The organism is Rhizobium sp. RHZ01 (assembly GCF_014851595.1).
Taxonomy (GTDB): Bacteria; Pseudomonadota; Alphaproteobacteria; order Rhizobiales; family Rhizobiaceae; genus Rhizobium; species Rhizobium altiplani.
In genome coordinates this window covers 1-18,530 of sequence record NZ_JACUZZ010000027.1, presented here as the reverse complement: position 1 = coordinate 18,530, position 18,530 = coordinate 1, and the positions used below count along the sequence as shown (strand labels likewise).

The window sequence follows — 18,530 nt, the reverse complement described above, 5'->3', positions numbered from 1 at the left end:
GTGGCGACGGTGAGCACCGGCTTCACACCCGTTCTCGAGGCGAACACCCTTCTTGGCGAGTGCCCTCTATGGTCATCTGCCGAACAGGTGCTTTACTTCGTCGATATCAAAGCCTGCCGGATCCACCGCTTCGATCCATTGTCGCGGCACCTGACGGCCATGGAACTGCCTGAAGAGGTCGGATGCATCGGGCTTGCAAAGGGTGGCGGGTTCATTGCAGGTCTCCGATCCGGCTTGTGGCTGCTTGACGAAAAGGGCGCGCTCCTGCGCAAGCTCGCCGACAATCCCGAGGACCAGTCGATTAGTCGCTTCAACGACGGCATGGTCGATCCGGCCGGGCGCTTTGTCGCCGGCACCGTCGATGAGACGCGGGAACGGGGGATCGCCAGCCTCTATAGGTTCGATCGCGACGGGCTTGCCGAGCTTGCTTCAGGCCTACTGACATCGAACGGCGTTGCATTCTCGCCGGGTGCAAAGCGGCTCTATCACTCCGACACGCTTCGCTACACGCTTTACACCTTCGATTATGACCCGACACGCGGCTCGGTCAGCAATCGGCAGGTCTTCGCCCGGTTCGGAAGCGATGCAGACAAGGGGCGGCCAGATGGTGGTGCAGTCGACGTGGAGGGCTGCTACTGGACGGCGCTTTTCGAGGGCGGACGCGTCCAGCGCTACGATCAAAACGGCAAGCTGTTGGCGGAATATCCGGTTCCGGCCCTGTGCCCGACCATGGTGACCTTCGGCGGCCCGGATATGAAAACGCTCTATTGCACCAGCGCGCGGGTCGGGCGGTCTGATGCCGAGCTTTCCAGATACCCGTTGTCGGGCGCGTTGTTTTCCATGCGCACCGACGTCGTCGGTCTTCCAAAAAACCTGTTTGATCCCGAAGTGTGAGATCCACTCATGTCGTCGCCTTACGATTCCGTCCGCTACGCCTCGCTCAATGGCCGCAATGTGCTGATCACCGGCGGTGCGTCGGGCATCGGCGAAGAAATGGTGAAAGCCTTTGCCGAGCAGGGCGCGAGAGTGTCGTTCATCGACATCGATGCCGAGACCGGTGCGCGCACGGCCGCAGCGGCTGGGGCAGACTTCCTGAGCTGCGATATAACAGATATCGATCGGCTGCGGAGCGCGATCAGCGCCGTCGAAGACAAGCATGGCGCCATCGACGTGCTGATCAACAACGCCGGCAAGGACGATCGTCACCCGATCGGTGAGGTCGAGCCCGACTACTGGCGTCATGCGCTGGCGCTCAATCTTGATCATCAATTCTTTGCAACCCAGGCAGCAAGCCGCCGCATGGCCAAACAGGCTCGCGGCTCGGTGATCATGCTGGGGTCGATTTCATGGATGCGCGGCCGCCCGGGGATGGTCGGCTATACGACGGCGAAGGCGGCCATCAACGGCATGACCAGGACATTGGCGCGCGAACTTGGGCCATCCGGAATTCGCGTCAACTGCATCGTGCCTGGTGCGATCGTCACCGAGCGGCAGCTGAAGCTCTGGACCTCGCCTGAACAGAACCAACAGTTCATCGATCTGCAGGCGCTGAAATTCCGGCTCGACGCGACCCATGTCGCCCGCATGGCACTCTTCCTTGGTTCCGACGAGAGCGCCGGCTGCACGGGCGCGAACTTCGTCGTCGACGCTGGCCTCACACAAAACTGAGCATGACGGACATGATACTCGAAACAACACCCAACGGTTTCACCATTTCGCTGAACGGCCACGCAATCCTGCGCCACAGTGCATCGACGCCGGCAATCTATGTCGGCCATGGCGATGAGCGCATGGACATGTATCGCGGCAACTTCGAGATCGAAGATTACGTGATCGAACGCAGTGCACTCCGCTACGCCGTGGTCGACGGTAATACGGTCACACTGTGCGAGCGCGAAGGCCAGCCCGCCCGCCTGGTGCTCAGGCTGACGGACAATGCACTGGAGCTATCGGCGGAGGATCCTTCGATCAACCGCTTCTGGATGCGCGTCGTTGCCGATCATGACGAGCATGTCTGGGGCGGTGGCGAGCAGATGTCCTATTTCGACATGCGCGGGCGCCGCTTCCCGCTCTGGACATCCGAACCGGGTGTCGGTCGCGACAAGATGAGCGAAATCACCTTCAAGTCGAACGTCGAGGGCAAGGCAGGTGGAGACTATTACAACACCAACTACCCGCAGCCGACCTTCATCTCCTCCAACCGATATGCGCTTCACGTCGAGACGAGCGCCTATTCGGTGTTCGACTTCCGGCGCAAGACATTTCATGAGATCGAGGCTTGGGCGGTGCCCGAGCGCATCGAGCTATACGCAGCAGCGACCTTCGTCGAACTCGTGGAAATTCTCTCCGCACGCTTTGGCAGGCAGCCGCAGCTACCGGAATGGATCTACAACGGTGCGATCATCGGCCTCAAGGACGGGACGAATTCATTTACCCGCCTGGAGAAGATGAAGGAAGCCGGCGTCAAGGTTTCCGGTCTCTGGTGCGAAGACTGGGTTGGCCTTCGTCATACCTCCTTCGGCGCCCGACTGTTCTGGGACTGGCAGGCAAACGAGGAACGTTACCCCAGTCTTCGTCAGCGCATTGCACAGCTCCACGACGAGGGCGTTCGCTTCCTGGGCTACGTCAATCCCTATCTCTGCGTTGACGGGCCGCTGTTTGAGGAAGCCGACCAAGCCGGTTACTTCGCAAAGGACGAATTTGGCCGCACCGCGCTTGTCGACTTCGGCGAATTTGACTGCGGCGTCGTCGACTTCACCAACCCGGAGGCGGCCGACTGGTTTGCCGACGTGGTCATCGGCGGCAAGATGCTGGATTACGGTCTGTCCGGATGGATGGCAGACTTCGGCGAATACCTGCCCATCGACGTCGAGCTGGCCAATGGCATCGACGCGAAGATCATGCACAATCAATGGCCGACGCTCTGGGCCGAGGTGAATGCCAAGGCGGTTGCAAGCCGTGGCAAAACCGGCGAGGCGCTGTTCTTCATGCGTGCCGGCTTTACCGGCGTACAGAAGCACTGCCCGCTTTTGTGGGGCGGTGACCAGTCTGTCGATTTTTCTCGACACGATGGCCTGGTAACCGTCATCTGCGCGGCCCTTTCTGCCGGTCTCCTGGGGAATGCCTATCACCACTCCGACATCGGTGGATATACCAGCCTCTTTGGTAACGTCCGCACTCCCGAGCTGCTGATGCGCTGGGCTGAAATGGCAGCCTTCACGCCCGTCATGCGCAGCCATGAAGGCAATCGTCCTCGCGACAACGTCCAGATCGATCAGGATCCGGCCGTCCTTGCGCACTTCGCCCGCATGACCGGCGTCTATGTCCACATGGCGCCCTACCTGAAATCGCTGTCGCAGGTAGCCTCGGACAAGGGGCTGCCAGTACAGCGGCCGCTGTTCCTGCACTATGAACACGACCGCAAGACCTACGGGATCCAGGACAGCTACCTCTACGGCTCCGACATGCTTGTCGCACCGGTCTGGCAGGCCGCTCAAAACGAGCGCACCGTGTACCTCCCTGAGGGTTCGAACTGGACGCACGCCTGGAGTGGCGAGCAATATCGTGGTGGCAACGAGATCACGGTTGCCTCGCCGCTTGGTGAGCCACCGGTCTTTTATCGCTCGGACTCGCCATTTGCCGACCATTTCGCAGAGCTGCGGGCTCTCTAGGGATGGATCTTCACGGGTTGGCCATTCTGCTGCTTCTTTCAGCGGTCGCTGCTTATCTGCAGACGCTGACCGGATTTGCATTCGGCCTCGTCATGATGGGTGGTGTCGGGCTCACCGGCGTTATCGCCGTACCCGACGCCGCCGTCCTCGTCAGCTGTCTCACATTCGTCAATGCCGCGCAGGTTCTTGTGAAAGGCTGGCGCGACATTGCCGCGCGTGAATTCGTGCCGATCATTGTCGCCAGTATTCTCTTGCTTTTTGTCGGCTACTGGCTTCTCGGCCTGATGGCGGCTCACTCGATCGATTGGCTGAAGATCGTGCTCGGTCTGGTGATCGTGGTCTCGAGCATACAATTGGCGATGAAACCCCAGCCGCTTGCCCGACTTTCATCCACCGGATCCTTTGCATTCTTCGGCGCCATTGCGGGATTGATGGGAGGGCTGTTTTCAACAGCCGGACCGCCGCTCGTCTATCACCTCTATCGTCAGCCGTTGCCACAGCCGACGATCCGCGAGACCCTTGTTGCCGTCTTTGCCATCAATGCCGTCATTCGACTTGCCGTCGTCGCCTTGGCCGGAGACATGCCGCAGGCCGGCTTCTGGTGGGGGCTGCTCGCAATACCCGTGGTCATCCTGTTTACCTTCGCTGCAAAGCGTTGGCCGCCGCCGATTTCCAACCTGTCACTTCGCAGGGTGGCCTTCGGCCTGCTTTTCCTGTCGGGCCTGTCGCTCGCCTTACCCGCTCTCTTCAAGATCATCGGAGGTCTGTCATGACTGCATCCACTCTCTCGCTCAAGGATTCGACCCTTCTGACCGACAAGGCATTTGTTGCCGGTGAATGGATTTCCTCGCCAACCGGCAAGACATTCGCAGTGACCGACCCGTTCGATGGCACGGTGATCGCAAAGGTCCCCGACCTCGATCGCGAGACTGTCCAAAAGGCAATCGATGTCGCCGATACTGCGCAAAAATTGTGGGCGCGGAAAACCGCGAAGGAACGCGCTCAGGTCTTGAAGCGCTGGTATGATCTGATCGTCGCAAATGCCGACGACCTGGCTCTCATCCTGACGACGGAACAGGGCAAGCCTCTTTCTGAAGCCAAGGGCGAGGTCGTCTCGAACGCGGCCTATCTCGAATGGTTTGCCGAAGAGGCAAAGCGCATCGAGGGCGACATCATCCCGGGTGCCAATCCCGGCCAGCGCATCATGGTTCTGAAGCAACCCGTTGGTGTCTGCGCCGCCATTACGCCATGGAACTTTCCAAACGGCATGATCACCCGCAAGGCCGGGCCTGCGCTTGCAGCTGGCTGCAGCATGATCCTGAAGCCCGCGTCACAGACGCCGCTATCGGCGCTGGCGCTTGCCGTGCTTGCAGAACGCGCCGGCGTGCCAAAAGGTGTCTTCTCCGTCGTCACGGGGGAAGCCAAGCCGATCGGCCTCGAGTTCTGCCATAATCCGAAGATTGCCAAGATCACCTTCACCGGATCGACAGGGGTTGGCCGGTGGTTGATGAAGGAGGCAGCCGACGGCATCAAGCGTCTGTCGCTGGAGCTTGGCGGCAACGCGCCATTCATCGTCTTCGACGATGCCGACATCGACGCCGCAGTGGCTGGCGCCATGATTTCCAAGTTCCGCAACGCGGGACAGACCTGCGTCTGCGCCAACCGCATCTATGTGCAGGAGGGCGTCGTGGAGAGCTTCACGGAGAAGCTGCTCGCCAAGGTGTCCGAGCTGCGGCTTGGCCGCGGGACCGAGGAGGGCGTCAGTCAGGGGCCTCTCATCGACGAGCGCGCCGTGGCCAAGATGGAGGAGCATGTTGCAGACGCGCTCGCCAATGGCGGCAAGCTTCTTGCCGGTGGCAGCAAGAGCGATCTTGGGGGCAACTTCTACCAGCCGACCGTCATCACAGGCGTCACGCAGGCCATGAAGGTTGCCAAGGAAGAGACGTTTGCGCCACTCGCCCCGATCATCTCCTTCAAGGACGAGGAGGATGTCATCGCGATGGCAAACGCCAGCGAGTTCGGGCTCGCATCCTACTTCTACGCCCGCGACATGGCGCGCGTGTGGCGCGTTTCCGAAGCCCTTGAGGCCGGCATGGTGGGCGTCAATACCGGCATGATCGCCAACGAAATGGCACCCTTCGGCGGGATCAAGCAGTCTGGCATGGGCCGGGAAGGGTCGAAGTATGGCATCGAGGGTTTCCTCGAGCTGAAGTATGTCTGCGTCGCGGGGATCTGAGATGCCGTTCGACTATGATGTGATCATCATCGGCGGCGGCATCAATGGCTGCGGCGTCGCACGCGATGCGGCAGGCCGCGGGTACAAGGTATTGCTGGCCGAGATGAACGACCTTGCCAGCGGCACGTCGTCTGCCTCCACCAAACTTATCCATGGCGGACTGCGCTATCTCGAACATCACGAGTTCAGGCTGGTTCGCGAAGCGCTCATGGAACGGGAAGTGCTCTGGAGCCTCGCGCCCCACATCATCTGGCCACTGCGCTTCGTCCTTCCTCATCATTCGGCGCTTCGGCCTGCCTGGATGCTGCGCCTTGGACTGTTCATCTATGATCACATTGGCGGGCGCAAGAAGCTGCCGCCCACCAAGGTCCTCGACTTGCAGAAGGACGCTGCTGGCGCACCGCTTAAAGATCAGTTCAGGAAAGGCTTCGAGTACTCGGACGCATCGGTGCAGGATGCGCGCATGGTCGTGCTCAATGCAAGGGATGCGGCCGAACGAGGTGCGGAGATACTCACGCGCACCGAGGTCACAGAGGTGACGCGCAAGGCGCAAGGATTTGCCGTTTCCCTGGTCAACCGCATCACGAAGTCGAGCCGCTCGGTCACGGCGCGCCTCGTCGTCAACGCGGCTGGTCCCTGGGTCGACCGCGTCCTGTCAATGGCCGCGCAAGGAAAAGGAGCGCGCAATGTTCGCCTTGTTCAAGGCAGTCATATTGTCGTTCGCAAACTCTTTGCACATGACAAGGCGTATATATTCCAGAACGACGACAAGCGGATCATCTTCGCCATTCCCTACGAGGATGACTTTACCTTGATCGGCACGACGGATCGCGACCATATTTGCGCCCCCGAAACCGTCAAGATCAGCGCCGAGGAAACCGAGTACCTTTGTGCGTCGGCTGGTGCCTACTTCAAGCAGCAGATCGTTCCCACGGATGTCGTCTGGTCCTATTCGGGAATACGCCCGCTCTTCGAACAGGGCGCGTCAAGCGCTCAGGAAGCGACACGCGACTACGTCCTGAAGGTCGATGGCGATAAGGCACGTGGGGCGATGATCAACGTGTTTGGCGGCAAGATCACCACGTACCGTCGCCTGGCGGAGTCCGTGCTGTCCGAGATCGAGCAGCTTCTCGGCGCCCGCAAGCCGAGCTGGACGGCAACCGCACCTCTGCCCGGAGGCGACTTTCCCGTCGATGGGTTCGATGCACTCGTTGCCAGGCTCGTCCGTCATGCTCCGGGCGTGGAGAAGGCGACGCTCCGTCGTCTTGCCCGCCTCTATGGAACGTCGGCCTTTGACATCCTCGGTGCCCGGGGTGAACTCGGCAGGATCATAGCCGGGGATCTCGGCGTCAATGAAATTGACCACCTCGTCAGGCGAGAATGGGCCGTCTCCACCGATGACATTCTTTGGCGGCGCACCAAGCTCGGCCTCCGGTTTGGCACAGATGACGTCAAGGCACTGGAGGCATTTCTCCAACAGTCTGCAAGCCAGGCAGCAGCCGGCTGAACCTGACGATTGAGGGCACAATGAGCGATTACATCCTTGCAATTGACCAGGGCACAACGTCGACACGATCCATCGTCTTCGACAAGAGCTACAGTGCAAAAGGGTTCGGCCAACAGGAGTTTGCGCAACACTTTCCCCGTTCGGGTTGGGTCGAGCACGATCCTGAGGACCTCTGGCGTACGACTGTCGAGACGGCCCGCTATGCGATCGCAGCTGCCTCCGTCGGAGCGCAGGAGATTGCCGCGATCGGTATCACCAATCAGCGGGAGACAACGATCCTGTGGGATCGTCGCACCGGCAAGGCAATATACAACGCCCTTGTCTGGCAGGATCGTCGTACGGCCGATGCATGCGCCCGCCTTCGGGCTGAAGGAGCAAGTGACCTCATCGCCTCACGTACAGGCTTGCTGATTGATGCCTATTTCTCGGCAAGCAAGATCGCCTGGATTCTCGACCACGTCAGCGGCGCGCGAGAGGCAGCTGATGCAGGTCACCTGGCATTCGGGACCGTCGACAGCTGGCTGGTCTACCGGCTGACCGGCGGTCAGCGACATGTAACCGATATCACCAACGCCGCTCGGACAATGCTGTGCGACATTGGCTTGGGTCAGTGGGACGATGAGCTGCTGCGTTGCTTCAACATTCCTCGCTCCATTCTTCCGGAAATCCTTGATAACATAGATGATTTCGGGGTGGCGCAACGCGACATCCTCGGAGCCACGGTCCCCATACGGGGGATGGCAGGCGATCAGCACGCTTCCCTCGTCGGCCAGGCGTGCTTCGAGCCGGGCAGGATGAAGGCGACCTATGGCACGGGATGTTTTGCGTTGCTCAATACCGGCAGCGATCGAGTTGTCTCAAAGAACCGTCTTCTGACGACTGTAGGCTACAAGATCGGGCGGCAGATGACCTATGCACTGGAAGGCTCCATCTTCATTGCGGGGGCTGCGGTTCAGTGGTTGCGGGATGGTCTCGGCATTATCGGCAGCGCCGATCAGACCGCCGACCTTGCCCAGCAGGCAGACCTTGAGCAGCAGCTCTATCTTGTTCCAGCATTTACTGGCCTCGGCGCCCCCTGGTGGGATCCGAGCGCCCGGGCCTCGCTCTTCGGCATGACCAGGAATTCAGGTCCGGCGGAGCTTGCACGTGCAGCCCTGGATTCGATCTGTCTCCAGACGCATGATTTGATGCAGGCAATGCGGAGCGATTGGCCGGATGCCTCCATATCGCTGCTTCGCGTCGATGGCGGTGTGTCGAAGAACGCTTGGGCAATGCAGCGCCTTTCAGACATCGTCGGTCTTACTGTCCAGCGATCAAATTCAAGCGAAGTGACAGCACTCGGAGCTGCATGGCTGGCTGGTCATGGCGCCGGGTGCTGGCCAGGCCCGGAGCAGTTCGCCGCCGAACGGGAAATCGGACAAGGCTTTCATCCATACGTGGACGCTGACCAGAATTTCCAGTTGGTTCGAGGGTGGAAGGCAGCAGTGCGGGCAACCATCCAGTTCGCTTCTCAAGTCGCTTAGCGAGCCTTTGAGGATTAACCGGCGCGCGCCGCTAGCCGAAATGCCGCCAGGTCGGCAATACCGCTGCAATGGGACCGGCTTTTGAAGCGGGTCTCGTCCTGGCGCGTCTCGACGAGCGCATCGCCCGGGAGAGTGGGAAAAACGTGGGGGTAAGGATATCCAGGTAATCGAGTGCTTTTTGGAAAGGGTACTCGTTGACCGCACAATTGAAGATGATCATCTCCGTCGAGCTTGTGGGGGTGGACGGCGTTCGACAGCGTCGCGAAATTGCCAACGTTGAGCGAAGTGTCGATGATGCCCGTCTCGACGATTTTGGCCTTTCCCTCGAGGAAGCCAAAGAAATTCAGCTGCAGCTGCAGAAGGAGCTGATGCAGTTTCAGACGGATCAGGCCGTCCAGCGTGATCGGAAGTGCCCGCACTGCGATTGCTCTCGCCAGGTTCACGATTACAGATCCCGTACGATCCATTCGCTCTTCGGCCTTTGCCGTGTGCGCGTGCCACGGTGGCGACGCTGCGAATGCGGATCGAGCGCAAGATTGGCCATCGATTGCACCCCGGGTCGTTTGACCAAGGTGTCAGCCGGTTCAGCTGGCTATTGCCTGCCCAGGTGTATCCAAGGCCGCTGTCAGTTGTCAGACAGCCAAACACCTCATTGGAGAGAACATTGCACCACGGCGTCGGAGGTGCATCGGCTGCGATAATGTATTCGAGTCCGTCTTTGGTGAAGCCGCCTCGACCATTCCAAAAAAGCAGGCTCTCCGGCGATAGCGCGCGACGTTCACTTTCTATGGCAGGGATGTTTGGCGCCGGGACGTTGTTGGTGAATGTACGAAGAACGTGTTCGTTCATCTCTGACGAGGCTTCGCAGGCCTCCCTCCTTGAAGGGTCAACCGACGTTTGCGGTCTATGCTTATTGCTCCAATTGAACGCAGGCAAAGGGCGAAGTGCGTCGCGGCCAATGGCGCTAGAGAAGGGCATTTTGGAGCGGTTGCTATCGCTTCTGTTTCGACGCCTGCACAGAGCCGCCCTCGTTCTCCCACGTAGCAATAGCATCAGAATTGCGGCTCTGTCGCTGCCGTTTGAACGGAGAATAGTTCTTCGTGGGAATGGTCGCAGCTTCAATTCTGCGAATGATGACAGTTTCAGCCTGATGCAAATCACCCTCGGCGGCTTGCATTTCCGACGTTTTGTAGTTGGCGCGTCTAAGAACGCGCCGGAGCGTCGATCGTGGTTCCTCAGAGCTGTGGCACATTGTTTCAATCCTTGATCTGGAAGGTGTAGCGTTGCGCGTTTACGAGACTGAGCTCCACTGCGGTTGGTCTAAGGCTTCTACATGCTTCCAGGTCCGGGCTTGGCGCTTTGGAATGGACGCGGATTGGCTTCCTTTCTTCGGCAGACCCAAGTGCGTTGGCTTTCCCGCTCTTAACTTTCAATGTTTGCTGGTGCTTTCTTGATTATGGATCTCCTGCCGCGCTCGGCGTTCTAGAGCGGCCGGCGGCCCGCGTTCATTAGAAGCTGGCGCTCTGTCGCCGTTGGTCCCAGGAGCTTCAGCAGCCGCTTTTCTTCAAATCGATCAAGCCTGAAACGCTTGGCGTAATCACGGATATTCCAAACCCTTGCGAATTTTGCAGGCGCATATTTGTGGGTATTGTCAGCGGTCATGATGTTGATCTCCAGGTGTGGTTTCGCGATGTTCACGTTGCTGATGCAAGAGGAGGTCGGCGACGCTGTTTGGTGCGAGCTGACGGCGGTGGCATGCTGGTTTATTCCGCGAGAATTGTTGGGGCTGCTCAATCCACAACGAATCGAGAGAGCTAGCCCGACAGCCATGGTGGCCACCATTACCCACTGCGAAAGCGGGAATTCACTGCACTACGATCCGGTGCGAACTGAAAACTAAACATCGTCAAACGTCCTGAGAGGCTTCGCCTCATCGACGCCCGTCGGGGACCTCATACTTGGGAAGCAAGGCTTTCCTCACCGTCTTCTGCATCCCTCTGCATTGCCGCCTCCAGTTCCTGTCGAGGAACCTGCAGCAATTGCCTGGTGCCAATCTCGACCCCCACCGCCGGAATTTCGAGATGCGTTCCGGTTCTTCTGTAGGCGGGAAAAGAGAGTTCCTCGATCAACTCCTCATCCACTATCAGCCGGTAGGTGCCGGCATCAAGCGGTACGACCAGCGAACCTAGGATGAACGGGTGAGAAAAGGTGATTTCAGATGCTGTGGTGCGTTCGGTCATGGGAAAACCTCATGTCTGTTGGGTTGGTCATGCCGCAAGCGCCTTGCGGCCCGTGAATATGCGCGCTGCTACCGCTACCCGAACGTGCCGTGGAGTATGAGGTAAAGAACGAAAGCCATGCATATTATTGGTGTCGACTTGATGATGAATTCGACATACCGAAACCGGCTGAGGTAGCGAGTTGCGCGGTGTAGGGATTGGGTGGAAGACATCGTGTCCTCCTTGATTGGGGCTAGAGCGTTTCTAAGCGCCCTTGAAAGCAGCGCCCGTGCTGTGGCTGCTACCTTAGCAAATATGGGGATGCCAACCACAATTACAAGATGAGGCTGACGGCAATTCTCGAAAGCGAGCACAAACGAGAGCCATTCTTCTGCCACCGACCCAGAGCAGTCACATCCAAGCTAAAGAAATCGGCGTAGTTCTTAAGCAGCGATGCCGCGACTTTCTACAGTCCTCTCAGGCGATAGGGGAGCGCTCGCGCTGAACCTCAATCCCGGCAAGTGCATATTCTGTTCGAGACGTTCGGCAGTCGAAAGGTCGATGTCGATCACGCCGAGATTCTCGTCCAATCAATGCTGTTTCGTTCTGCCTGGAACGGATCGGCGAGATGGCCTTCTTGTGAGGGTCAGGCCGAAGTGACCTCAATTGATCGCTTGCCATTACATAGGCATGCGCCCATTGTCGCCACTTCAGCAGCAATTTTTACAGGCGCTGCTACTTCAGGGCCACCAACCCTGGCCTTATTTGAAAGGAGGACCCCTGTGTCTTCCAACATTCAGCACGTCGACTTTCGTGCACGTGACGCACAAATCCTTCAGACGCTGCTCAAGCGAGCACACTACTTGACCTCCAAGATGCGGCCTCTCGCCGGTCCTCTGCATGTCCCCTCAAAGTCCGTGTTGCTGCGGTCTATAGAGGGCGCAATGCCGGAGATGGTGAAATGAGCGAGACGACCGAAATGCCCTACACGTATCGGCGCGAGGTGAACGGCAGTTGGGCGGTGTTTGACACGCACTCCAGCAGTGTCGCCAAGCCGCGATTCATTCCCCTATTAAACCTTTCGAAAATCGATGCTGAGGAGATGGCGTGCGTGCTTAATCGGGAAGCGACCGGGACTAGGTCCCTGTCGGCATCGCTACGAGATACAGGGTCTGCTGGGCAACTAGCCGCAATCCTCTAGATTCACGTCCGGGAGAAGCTTGGTAGAGCATGATTGAGAGAGTCAGGTAAGCCGTCCCTCCTCGTGAGAGCTCCTATGAAGGCATGGCGCCGGGACGGGTTTACTCTGCTGCTTCGTGGCCCGGCTCCGTCGAGGGTCGTTTGATGAACTGTCGTAAGGCTCCATGTGGTTCGCGCCTTCGACGGGGGGATGACCTCCGCGCTGGTCGCCAACTATCCCGAATCGTTCGCGGGGGTGGCGATCATTGCCGGCCTGCCGTTTGGCGCTGCGCGCGACGTGTCGCCGAATTGCTTTCGCGCTGCGTGGAACAACCGCGCGGCGCGAAGGTTACCCGGCATGAGCAGCAAGCAATTCGACGAAATCTCCCAACCAATCGCCCTTGTCGTGGACGACGAACCACTGATCCGCATGGACACCGCGGACATCATCTCCGGCGCGGGATACTATGTCGTCGAGGCGTCGTCGGCCGATGATGCCTTTGCGTTCCTGATCAAATACAATTCGCTCCAGCTTCTCTTCACGGATGTGTATACGGGAGGGGATATGGATGGATTCCAACTGGCCAGGAAGGTGGCCGAACGCTGGCCGGGCATCGAGGTCGTCGTCGCCTCCGGGGCGCGGCTGCCGAACGATTGCGACCTGCCGGACAACGCAAGTTTCATTCAAAAGCCGTTCTCCGCTGAGACGGTTCTCGGAGCGCTGTTGGAGCACTTTCCGAACGGCCCCCGCCGCAAACGCTGATCAGACCGCCTTCCTTATCTCGGCGATGACCAGCTCATGCCATGGCTTGGCGAGGCAATCGCACGCGCCGGAGGGGATGACGGCTGTGAGTCGTGGTCGCCGACGTGATGATCTCGATGGGCAGCCATTGCACGACCGCCACCCATTCATCGACATCCCGGCATGTCAACGTCCGTCTCGCGCGGGAAGATGGCCGTTGACATGCGGTTAGAGCGGCATAGCGAAAGTGAAGCGCGTCTCGTTTTCATCCGATCTCACGGAAAGTGCCCCACCGTGGACCCGTGCGATCTCGCTGGCTGATGTAGAGACCCAGACCCAGTCCTTGCTGGCTGCCGCGCACTTCGCCTCGGAAGAACGGCTTGAAGAGTGTTCCCATAGCTTTGCTTGAGGAAGTAACTGCCAGCCCTGCATAAGGTTGGCGTAGTCCAACACGCCAACGCCCCATGGTTCCGGTTTCCACCAGAATTGTTCGAGGGGCACCATCAAATCTGTGGGAGAGCGCCAACAGCGCGAGCGATGACGTTATTGGTTCCAGTGGCGGCGACCTTACGGTTGACGGGTTAATCAGGATTGCCAACGAGTCGATTCGACAGCAAAAGCCAACAGCCCAATGTGTCCGTGCGCTTGTGCGAATGGCTTTATTTCATCAGCCCAGCAGCTCGCAGGGCGTTCTCAATCGTTTGCTTTATCCCGGATGACAAATTGGGAGCTATCGGCGGCGCAAGATGCGCCGTCTGTGCTTGGGTAGACTGCGGCCTCGGTTCAAACGACGGTGTGAGACCCCAGTCGGCAGCAATTTTTGAAGTCGAGGAAAGGCCCACGTCTAACATGAATGGGCCGCTGTTTTCTCGATCGTTTGAAGCATCGACAGGCGTTCCGTGCCCCATTCCATCGATCGAATGATAAGATAGTACGACCTGGCCGCTTTCGTTATGCCAATCCTGGCGCACCATATCTTCGTCCTTTGTAACTGTCGGCGGATATCCTTCAACTCCATGGGCGCCACGCCATTGGTCAACGATCGCGGTGGCATTGACGGCAGACACCGTCTGGTCTGCTGTACCATGCCAAACCGAGATTGACGGCCACGTCGTCAATGTCGGAGCCGCTCCACGTAGCAGGTTTTGCAGCTTGTTCCCGTCAGGCACTCCGTGGCCACGCATTCTGTCGAAAGCCTCCGGGACCGTTGATGCTACGCCATAGGGCAGTCCCGCGATAATTGCCCCGCCTGCGAACACTTCAGGGTAGGTAGCAAGCATAACGTTCGCCATTGCTCCGCCAGCTGACAGGCCCGTTATGAAAATGCGCTTTCTATCGATTTTCCATTTCGCGGCCAGAGTTTCAATCATCTGCCGTATGGACATCGCTTCGCCGTGATCTCTGACCGTGTCGCCTTTCTCAAACCAGTTGAAGCAAAGGTTGGCGTTGTTCTCGCGCCTCTGCTGCGGAAAAAGGACGTAGAAGCCATACTCCTCTGCAAGCTTGGACCAACCGGCGCAACCGTCGTAGCCCGCCGCTGTTTGCGTGCAGCCGTGAAGGACGACGGCAAGGGCTGGCGATTTCGGGGGCTCTGACGGGGCATAGAATTTGGCGGAGAGGGCTCCAGGGTTGGAACCGAAATTTGCAAGGTCGCTCAGCCGTGTGGGGAGGGCATCGCTTGGGAAAGGGGGACGGCGGTTTAACCGTGACAGACGAGCTATGGTGTCGGATAATGGTCGCATCTTGGCTCCTAAGATCACGGCCATGACGGCGATGATTGTTACCTCAACGAGCGAGAACGCTAGAGGTTGCTGCGTTGCACAAAGTTAATGTGGCGGCCCGCGACCAGATTGCTTACATCGATTGCTCAAGGTGGTGCCCTCATCCAACCGCGCCTTCTTCAAGCATCGGAGAGGGCGGTCGGTCATGATGCGGCGGATGTCGCCCTGTCGACGGTCTTCGGAGTGCCCGTCTCGAGGTAATCACCGAAGAAATGTAGCAAGGCTGAACTGAAGCAAGGGGGAGGCAATAGATGCCATCTGAACCACGATCACCGCGTCTGGCGGTTCTGATCGACGCAGATAACACCTCAGCGAGAATTGCCGACGGTCTTTTTGAAGAGGTCGCCAAGATCGGCGAGGCAAGCGTGCGCCGCATCTACGGCGATTTTTCGGGGACGCGTTCGCGGGGCTGGGCTGAGATCCTGGCAAAGCACGCGATTATTCCCCAGCAGCAATTCGCCTATTCGACAGGCAAGAATGCGTCCGACATCACGCTTGTCATCGATGCGATGGACCTGCTGCACAGCGGGCGTTTCGACGGCTTCTGCCTGGTTTCGTCCGACAGCGATTTCACGAGGCTAGCGGCACGCATCCGCGAACAGGGCATCGATGTTTTCGGGTTCGGGGAGCAGAAAACTCCGGAGAGTTTTCGCCAAGCATGCCGACGTTTCATCTATACCGAAAACCTCTTGCCGGGAAAGATCAAGGAGGAAGGCGATACCGCCACAAGCAGCAAGCCCCTGCAGTCACCGGATACGGCCAGCCTTCTGATAAAGCGGGTCCTGGCTCAGGAAGATACTGATGACGGCTGGATCAGCCTCGGCACGGTCGGCAAGCAGCTTCTCAATCTGGCACCGGATTTCGATCCGCGGACATTCGGCTTCAAGAAATTGAGCGACCTCGTCCGCAAGACGGGCCAGTTCGACATCGAACGAACCGAAGGCAGTCCTCTCAGGATTCGCATCAGGCAGAAGCCGAACGCGGAGGAAAGAGCAAAGAGAGGACGCTCCCGCAGCTCTGCAAAAAGTCCCGCCACGGAATAACGTGGTTCATCCACGATGGCCTGTTAAATCGCCTACTGTTACGCGTACCGCAACTTTGCGGCATCGCGGAACGAGATCAGGCGCCGGCTTTGCTCATCCCAGAGAACCAGTTTTACGCAGTGCAGGCTCTCCATCAGCGTAATACGGCCGACGCCGGCCAGTTCGGGGTGATCCTGCAGCACTTCCGGCAGCCTGTAGTAAGGCACCCTGCTCGACAGATGATGAACGTGATGGATGCCGATATTACCGCTGATCCAGCGAAGTGCGAGCGGCAGATCGTAGTGCGACGCGCCATGAAGGGCTGCATGTGAAAACTGCCATTCGGGCTTTTTCGACCAATGGGTTTCCTCGAACTGGTGCTGGACGTAGAAAAGCCATATGCCCGCGGCTCCGGCCAGCAGGGTGATCGGCAGATGCACCGCCAGGAAGGTCAGGTGCGTAGCGGCAAACAAGGTGAGATTCAGCGTCAATCAAGATGAGACTCGGCGGCGGTGGGTGTGACGAAGGGAGGGCGTAGCCCGACCGGAGTTATACCCACCGCCGCGGCGCAAATTTTGACGTCTCATGATCGCGGTCGGCCCGATACGATGACGGTTTTCTGGAATGGAGAACCACCTTTGTGCCGGGTCGTCATGTAACCGATCATCAGATGAGATTATTCATGAAGTACCGACAAACACATTCTGTTGAGGTCGCCGCCGCAAAGGCGTCGATCAGCCGGGCGACGGCCTTTCGCATAGAGAAAGAACAGCGCCTTCCGTCGCAGAGCAAACCGCCACGCAGCCGCCGTCGGCCTGATCCGCTTGAACATATCTTCGACGCGGAGGTCGTTCCGCTCCTCAAAGCCGCACCCGGCATTCGGCCGGTTGCCGTTTATGACGAGATGCTGCGTCGCCACCCGGAACTGCCCGAGGGCATTCGCCGCACATTGGAGCGACGCATTCGGTCGTGGCGAGCCATTCATGGCCAGGAGCAGGATGTGATCTTCCGCCAGACACATGAACCTGGCCGACTTGGTCTGTCGGATTTTACCGACATGGGAAGCCTTGGTGTGACCATCGCAGGTCAACCGCTCGACCATCTGCTGTATCACTTCCGGCTGGTCTGGTCGGGTTTTGAGCACGCCCATGTCATTCTCGGCGGCGAAAGCTTCGTCGCCTTGGCGGAGGGCCTGCAGAACGCCCTGTGGTCCATTGGCGGCTCGCCGCTCTATCACCGCAGCGACAGCCTGTCGGCCGCCTTCCGCAACCTCGATGCTGATGCCAAGGTCGATCTCACAAACCGCTACGGAGACCTGTGCGCTCATTACCGGATGACGCCGACGCGCAACAACAAGGGCGTCGCCCACGAGAACGGCTCGATCGAAAGTTCACACGGCCATCTCAAGAGAGCTGTCCGCGATGCTCTCCTGATGCGCGGCACCAGGGACTTTGACGATCTTGGCTCTTATCGAACCTTCGTTGATGAGATCGTCAGCCGCCGCAACGCCGCGCATGGTAAGCGCATCGATACCGAGCGCCCGCATCTGCAGGCGCTTCCCGATCGCCGCACCACGGACTTCGAAGAGGTGGTCGTCACCGTGTCCCGCACCGGCGGCTTCGCCTTGCGCAAGGTCTTTTACACCGTCCCCTCCCGCTTGATCGGCCACCGGCTGCGGGTGCGTTTGTTTGACGATCGCCTCGACGTCTTCATCGGCGGCACGCATCTACTGACGTTGCCGCGAGGTCGCGCCCATGCGAGTGGCAAACACGATCAGGTTGTCAATTATCACCATGTCATCCACTCGCTGCGCAAAAAGCCGATGGCACTTCTCAACCTCGTCTATCGCGACAAGCTGTTCCCTCGGCCGGAATACCGAAGGACCTTCGACACTCTCCTCGATCGACTGCCTGAGCGACAGGCATGCAAGATCACCGTCGAGCTTCTGTCACTCGCTCATGATCGCGGATGCGAGCGAGAACTGGCCGAGGAGCTTGCCAGAACGCTCGACGCCGGCGACTTGCCTGACCTTGCCGTCCTGAGAGCTCTCTTCGCGCCCGACCCGGCCAGGCTACCGACCGTTCATGTGCAACTCGCATCGCTCAATGGCTACGAAGCTCTGATCGGTGCGGCCTATGCGGGAGAGGTCGCATGAGGAATGGTTCAAACACCATAGACGAAGCCCGCCTCGGCATCATGCTCAATGACCTGAGGCTGCCGACGATCAAAACGCTGTGGCCGCAATTTGCCGAGCAGGCCGATCGTGAAGGATGGCCAGCGGCCCGCTTCCTCTCGGCCATTGCCGAACATGAACTGGCCGAACGGGCGCATCGCAGGATCGAACGTCACCTCGCCGAAGCGCATTTGCCGCCGGGAAAGACGCTCGACAGCTTCGCGTTCGACGCCGTCCCCATGATCTCGAAAGCCCAGGTGATGGCTATCGCCGCCGGTGATAGCTGGCTCGCAAAAGGTGCCAACATCCTCATGTTCGGCCCGCCAGGTGGCGGAAAGAGCCATCTCGCTGCAGCCATCGGCCTTGCCCTGATCGAGAACGGCTGGCGGGTATTGTACACCCGCACCACCGACCTCGTGCAGAAGCTGCAGGTCGCACGGCGGGAGCTTCAGCTCGAAGCCGCTATCACCAAGCTCG

15 protein-coding genes and 3 pseudogenes are annotated in these 18,530 nt (G+C 59.1%); 12 read left to right on the top strand and 6 right to left on the bottom strand.

The window, feature by feature from the left end; all coding sequences use genetic code 11:
- The first annotated feature begins 9 nt into the window (after window positions 1-9).
- The 8 genes and pseudogenes from IB248_RS23915 to IB248_RS23880 all read left to right on the top strand — a co-directional run.
- Window positions 10-894 carry an SMP-30/gluconolactonase/LRE family protein gene (locus tag IB248_RS23915; protein ID WP_169681653.1) on the top strand — a complete coding sequence of 295 codons (885 nt, stop codon included), beginning with the start codon at window positions 10-12 and terminating at the stop codon, window positions 892-894.
- Between the two features lie 9 nt (window positions 895-903).
- The gene (locus IB248_RS23910; RefSeq protein WP_169681651.1) at window positions 904-1,668 is read left to right on the top strand and encodes an SDR family oxidoreductase; all 765 of its coding nucleotides are present in this window, start codon (window positions 904-906) and stop codon (window positions 1,666-1,668) included.
- 11 nt (window positions 1,669-1,679) lie between these two features.
- A complete protein-coding gene (locus IB248_RS23905) occupies window positions 1,680-3,671 on the top strand; it encodes an alpha-glucosidase (protein ID WP_192241809.1) in 1,992 nt (663 codons plus the stop codon).
- A 17-nt stretch (window positions 3,672-3,688) separates the two neighbouring features.
- Window positions 3,689-4,444 carry a TSUP family transporter gene (locus IB248_RS23900; protein WP_246779291.1) on the top strand — a complete coding sequence of 252 codons (756 nt, stop codon included), beginning with the start codon at window positions 3,689-3,691 and terminating at the stop codon, window positions 4,442-4,444.
- Entirely contained in the window at window positions 4,441-5,907 is a 1,467-nt protein-coding gene (locus IB248_RS23895; RefSeq protein ID WP_192241779.1) for an NAD-dependent succinate-semialdehyde dehydrogenase, read from the top strand. The genes IB248_RS23900 and IB248_RS23895 overlap by 4 nt, the downstream gene beginning before the upstream one ends.
- A gap of 1 nt (window position 5,908) precedes the next feature.
- The gene (glpD, locus tag IB248_RS23890; RefSeq protein WP_192241778.1) at window positions 5,909-7,414 is read left to right on the top strand and encodes a glycerol-3-phosphate dehydrogenase; all 1,506 of its coding nucleotides are present in this window, start codon (window positions 5,909-5,911) and stop codon (window positions 7,412-7,414) included.
- Between the two features lie 20 nt (window positions 7,415-7,434).
- Entirely contained in the window at window positions 7,435-8,937 is a 1,503-nt protein-coding gene (gene glpK, locus IB248_RS23885; protein ID WP_192241777.1) for a glycerol kinase GlpK, read from the top strand.
- A 194-nt stretch (window positions 8,938-9,131) separates the two neighbouring features.
- Window positions 9,132-9,476: pseudogene (locus IB248_RS23880) on the top strand (ISKra4 family transposase); the annotation flags it as partial.
- 13 nt (window positions 9,477-9,489) lie between these two features.
- On the opposite strand, the pseudogene IB248_RS31905 reads toward IB248_RS23880, so the two are convergent.
- The 3 genes and pseudogenes from IB248_RS31905 to IB248_RS23865 form a co-directional block, all read right to left on the bottom strand.
- Window positions 9,490-9,696 (bottom strand): annotated as a pseudogene (locus IB248_RS31905) (hypothetical protein); the annotation flags it as partial.
- 723 nt (window positions 9,697-10,419) lie between these two features.
- Window positions 10,420-10,779, bottom strand: coding sequence for a hypothetical protein (locus IB248_RS32400; RefSeq protein ID WP_348648620.1), 360 nt, complete (start codon window positions 10,777-10,779; stop codon window positions 10,420-10,422).
- Window positions 10,780-10,889: 110 nt separating this feature from the next.
- Window positions 10,890-11,177 (bottom strand): hypothetical protein, encoded by a 288-nt coding sequence (locus tag IB248_RS23865; protein ID WP_192241776.1) that lies wholly within the window; start codon window positions 11,175-11,177, stop codon window positions 10,890-10,892.
- A 1,345-nt stretch (window positions 11,178-12,522) separates the two neighbouring features.
- Between IB248_RS23865 and IB248_RS23860 the strand changes: the two genes are divergently transcribed.
- Window positions 12,523-13,098: a response regulator gene (locus IB248_RS23860; protein ID WP_348648619.1), complete on the top strand. Its 576-nt coding sequence runs from the start codon at window positions 12,523-12,525 to the stop codon at window positions 13,096-13,098.
- 207 nt (window positions 13,099-13,305) lie between these two features.
- Here IB248_RS23860 and IB248_RS31900 read toward each other — a convergent pair.
- Both IB248_RS31900 and IB248_RS23855 read right to left on the bottom strand, forming a co-directional pair.
- Window positions 13,306-13,477 (bottom strand): annotated as a pseudogene (locus IB248_RS31900) (sensor histidine kinase); the annotation flags it as partial.
- A gap of 259 nt (window positions 13,478-13,736) precedes the next feature.
- A complete protein-coding gene (locus IB248_RS23855; protein ID WP_192241806.1) occupies window positions 13,737-14,819 on the bottom strand; it encodes a PHB depolymerase family esterase in 1,083 nt (360 codons plus the stop codon).
- 290 nt (window positions 14,820-15,109) lie between these two features.
- On the opposite strand from IB248_RS23855, the gene IB248_RS23850 reads away from it, so the two are divergent.
- Window positions 15,110-15,901 (top strand): NYN domain-containing protein, encoded by a 792-nt coding sequence (locus tag IB248_RS23850; protein ID WP_192241775.1) that lies wholly within the window; start codon window positions 15,110-15,112, stop codon window positions 15,899-15,901.
- A 38-nt stretch (window positions 15,902-15,939) separates the two neighbouring features.
- Here the strand turns inward: IB248_RS23850 and IB248_RS23845 are convergent, their stop codons facing one another.
- Complete coding sequence (locus IB248_RS23845; protein ID WP_281419723.1) at window positions 15,940-16,371, bottom strand: fatty acid desaturase; 432 nt, start codon at window positions 16,369-16,371, stop codon at window positions 15,940-15,942.
- Between the two features lie 179 nt (window positions 16,372-16,550).
- On the opposite strand from IB248_RS23845, the gene istA reads away from it, so the two are divergent.
- On the top strand, window positions 16,551-18,035 hold the full coding sequence (gene istA / locus IB248_RS23840; protein ID WP_192241774.1) for an IS21 family transposase: 1,485 nt from the start codon (window positions 16,551-16,553) through the stop codon (window positions 18,033-18,035).
- Window positions 18,032-18,530: ATP-binding protein (locus IB248_RS23835; RefSeq protein ID WP_192241773.1), on the top strand; the 499-nt coding region annotated here is incomplete at its 3' end. The genes istA and IB248_RS23835, both read left to right, overlap by 4 nt.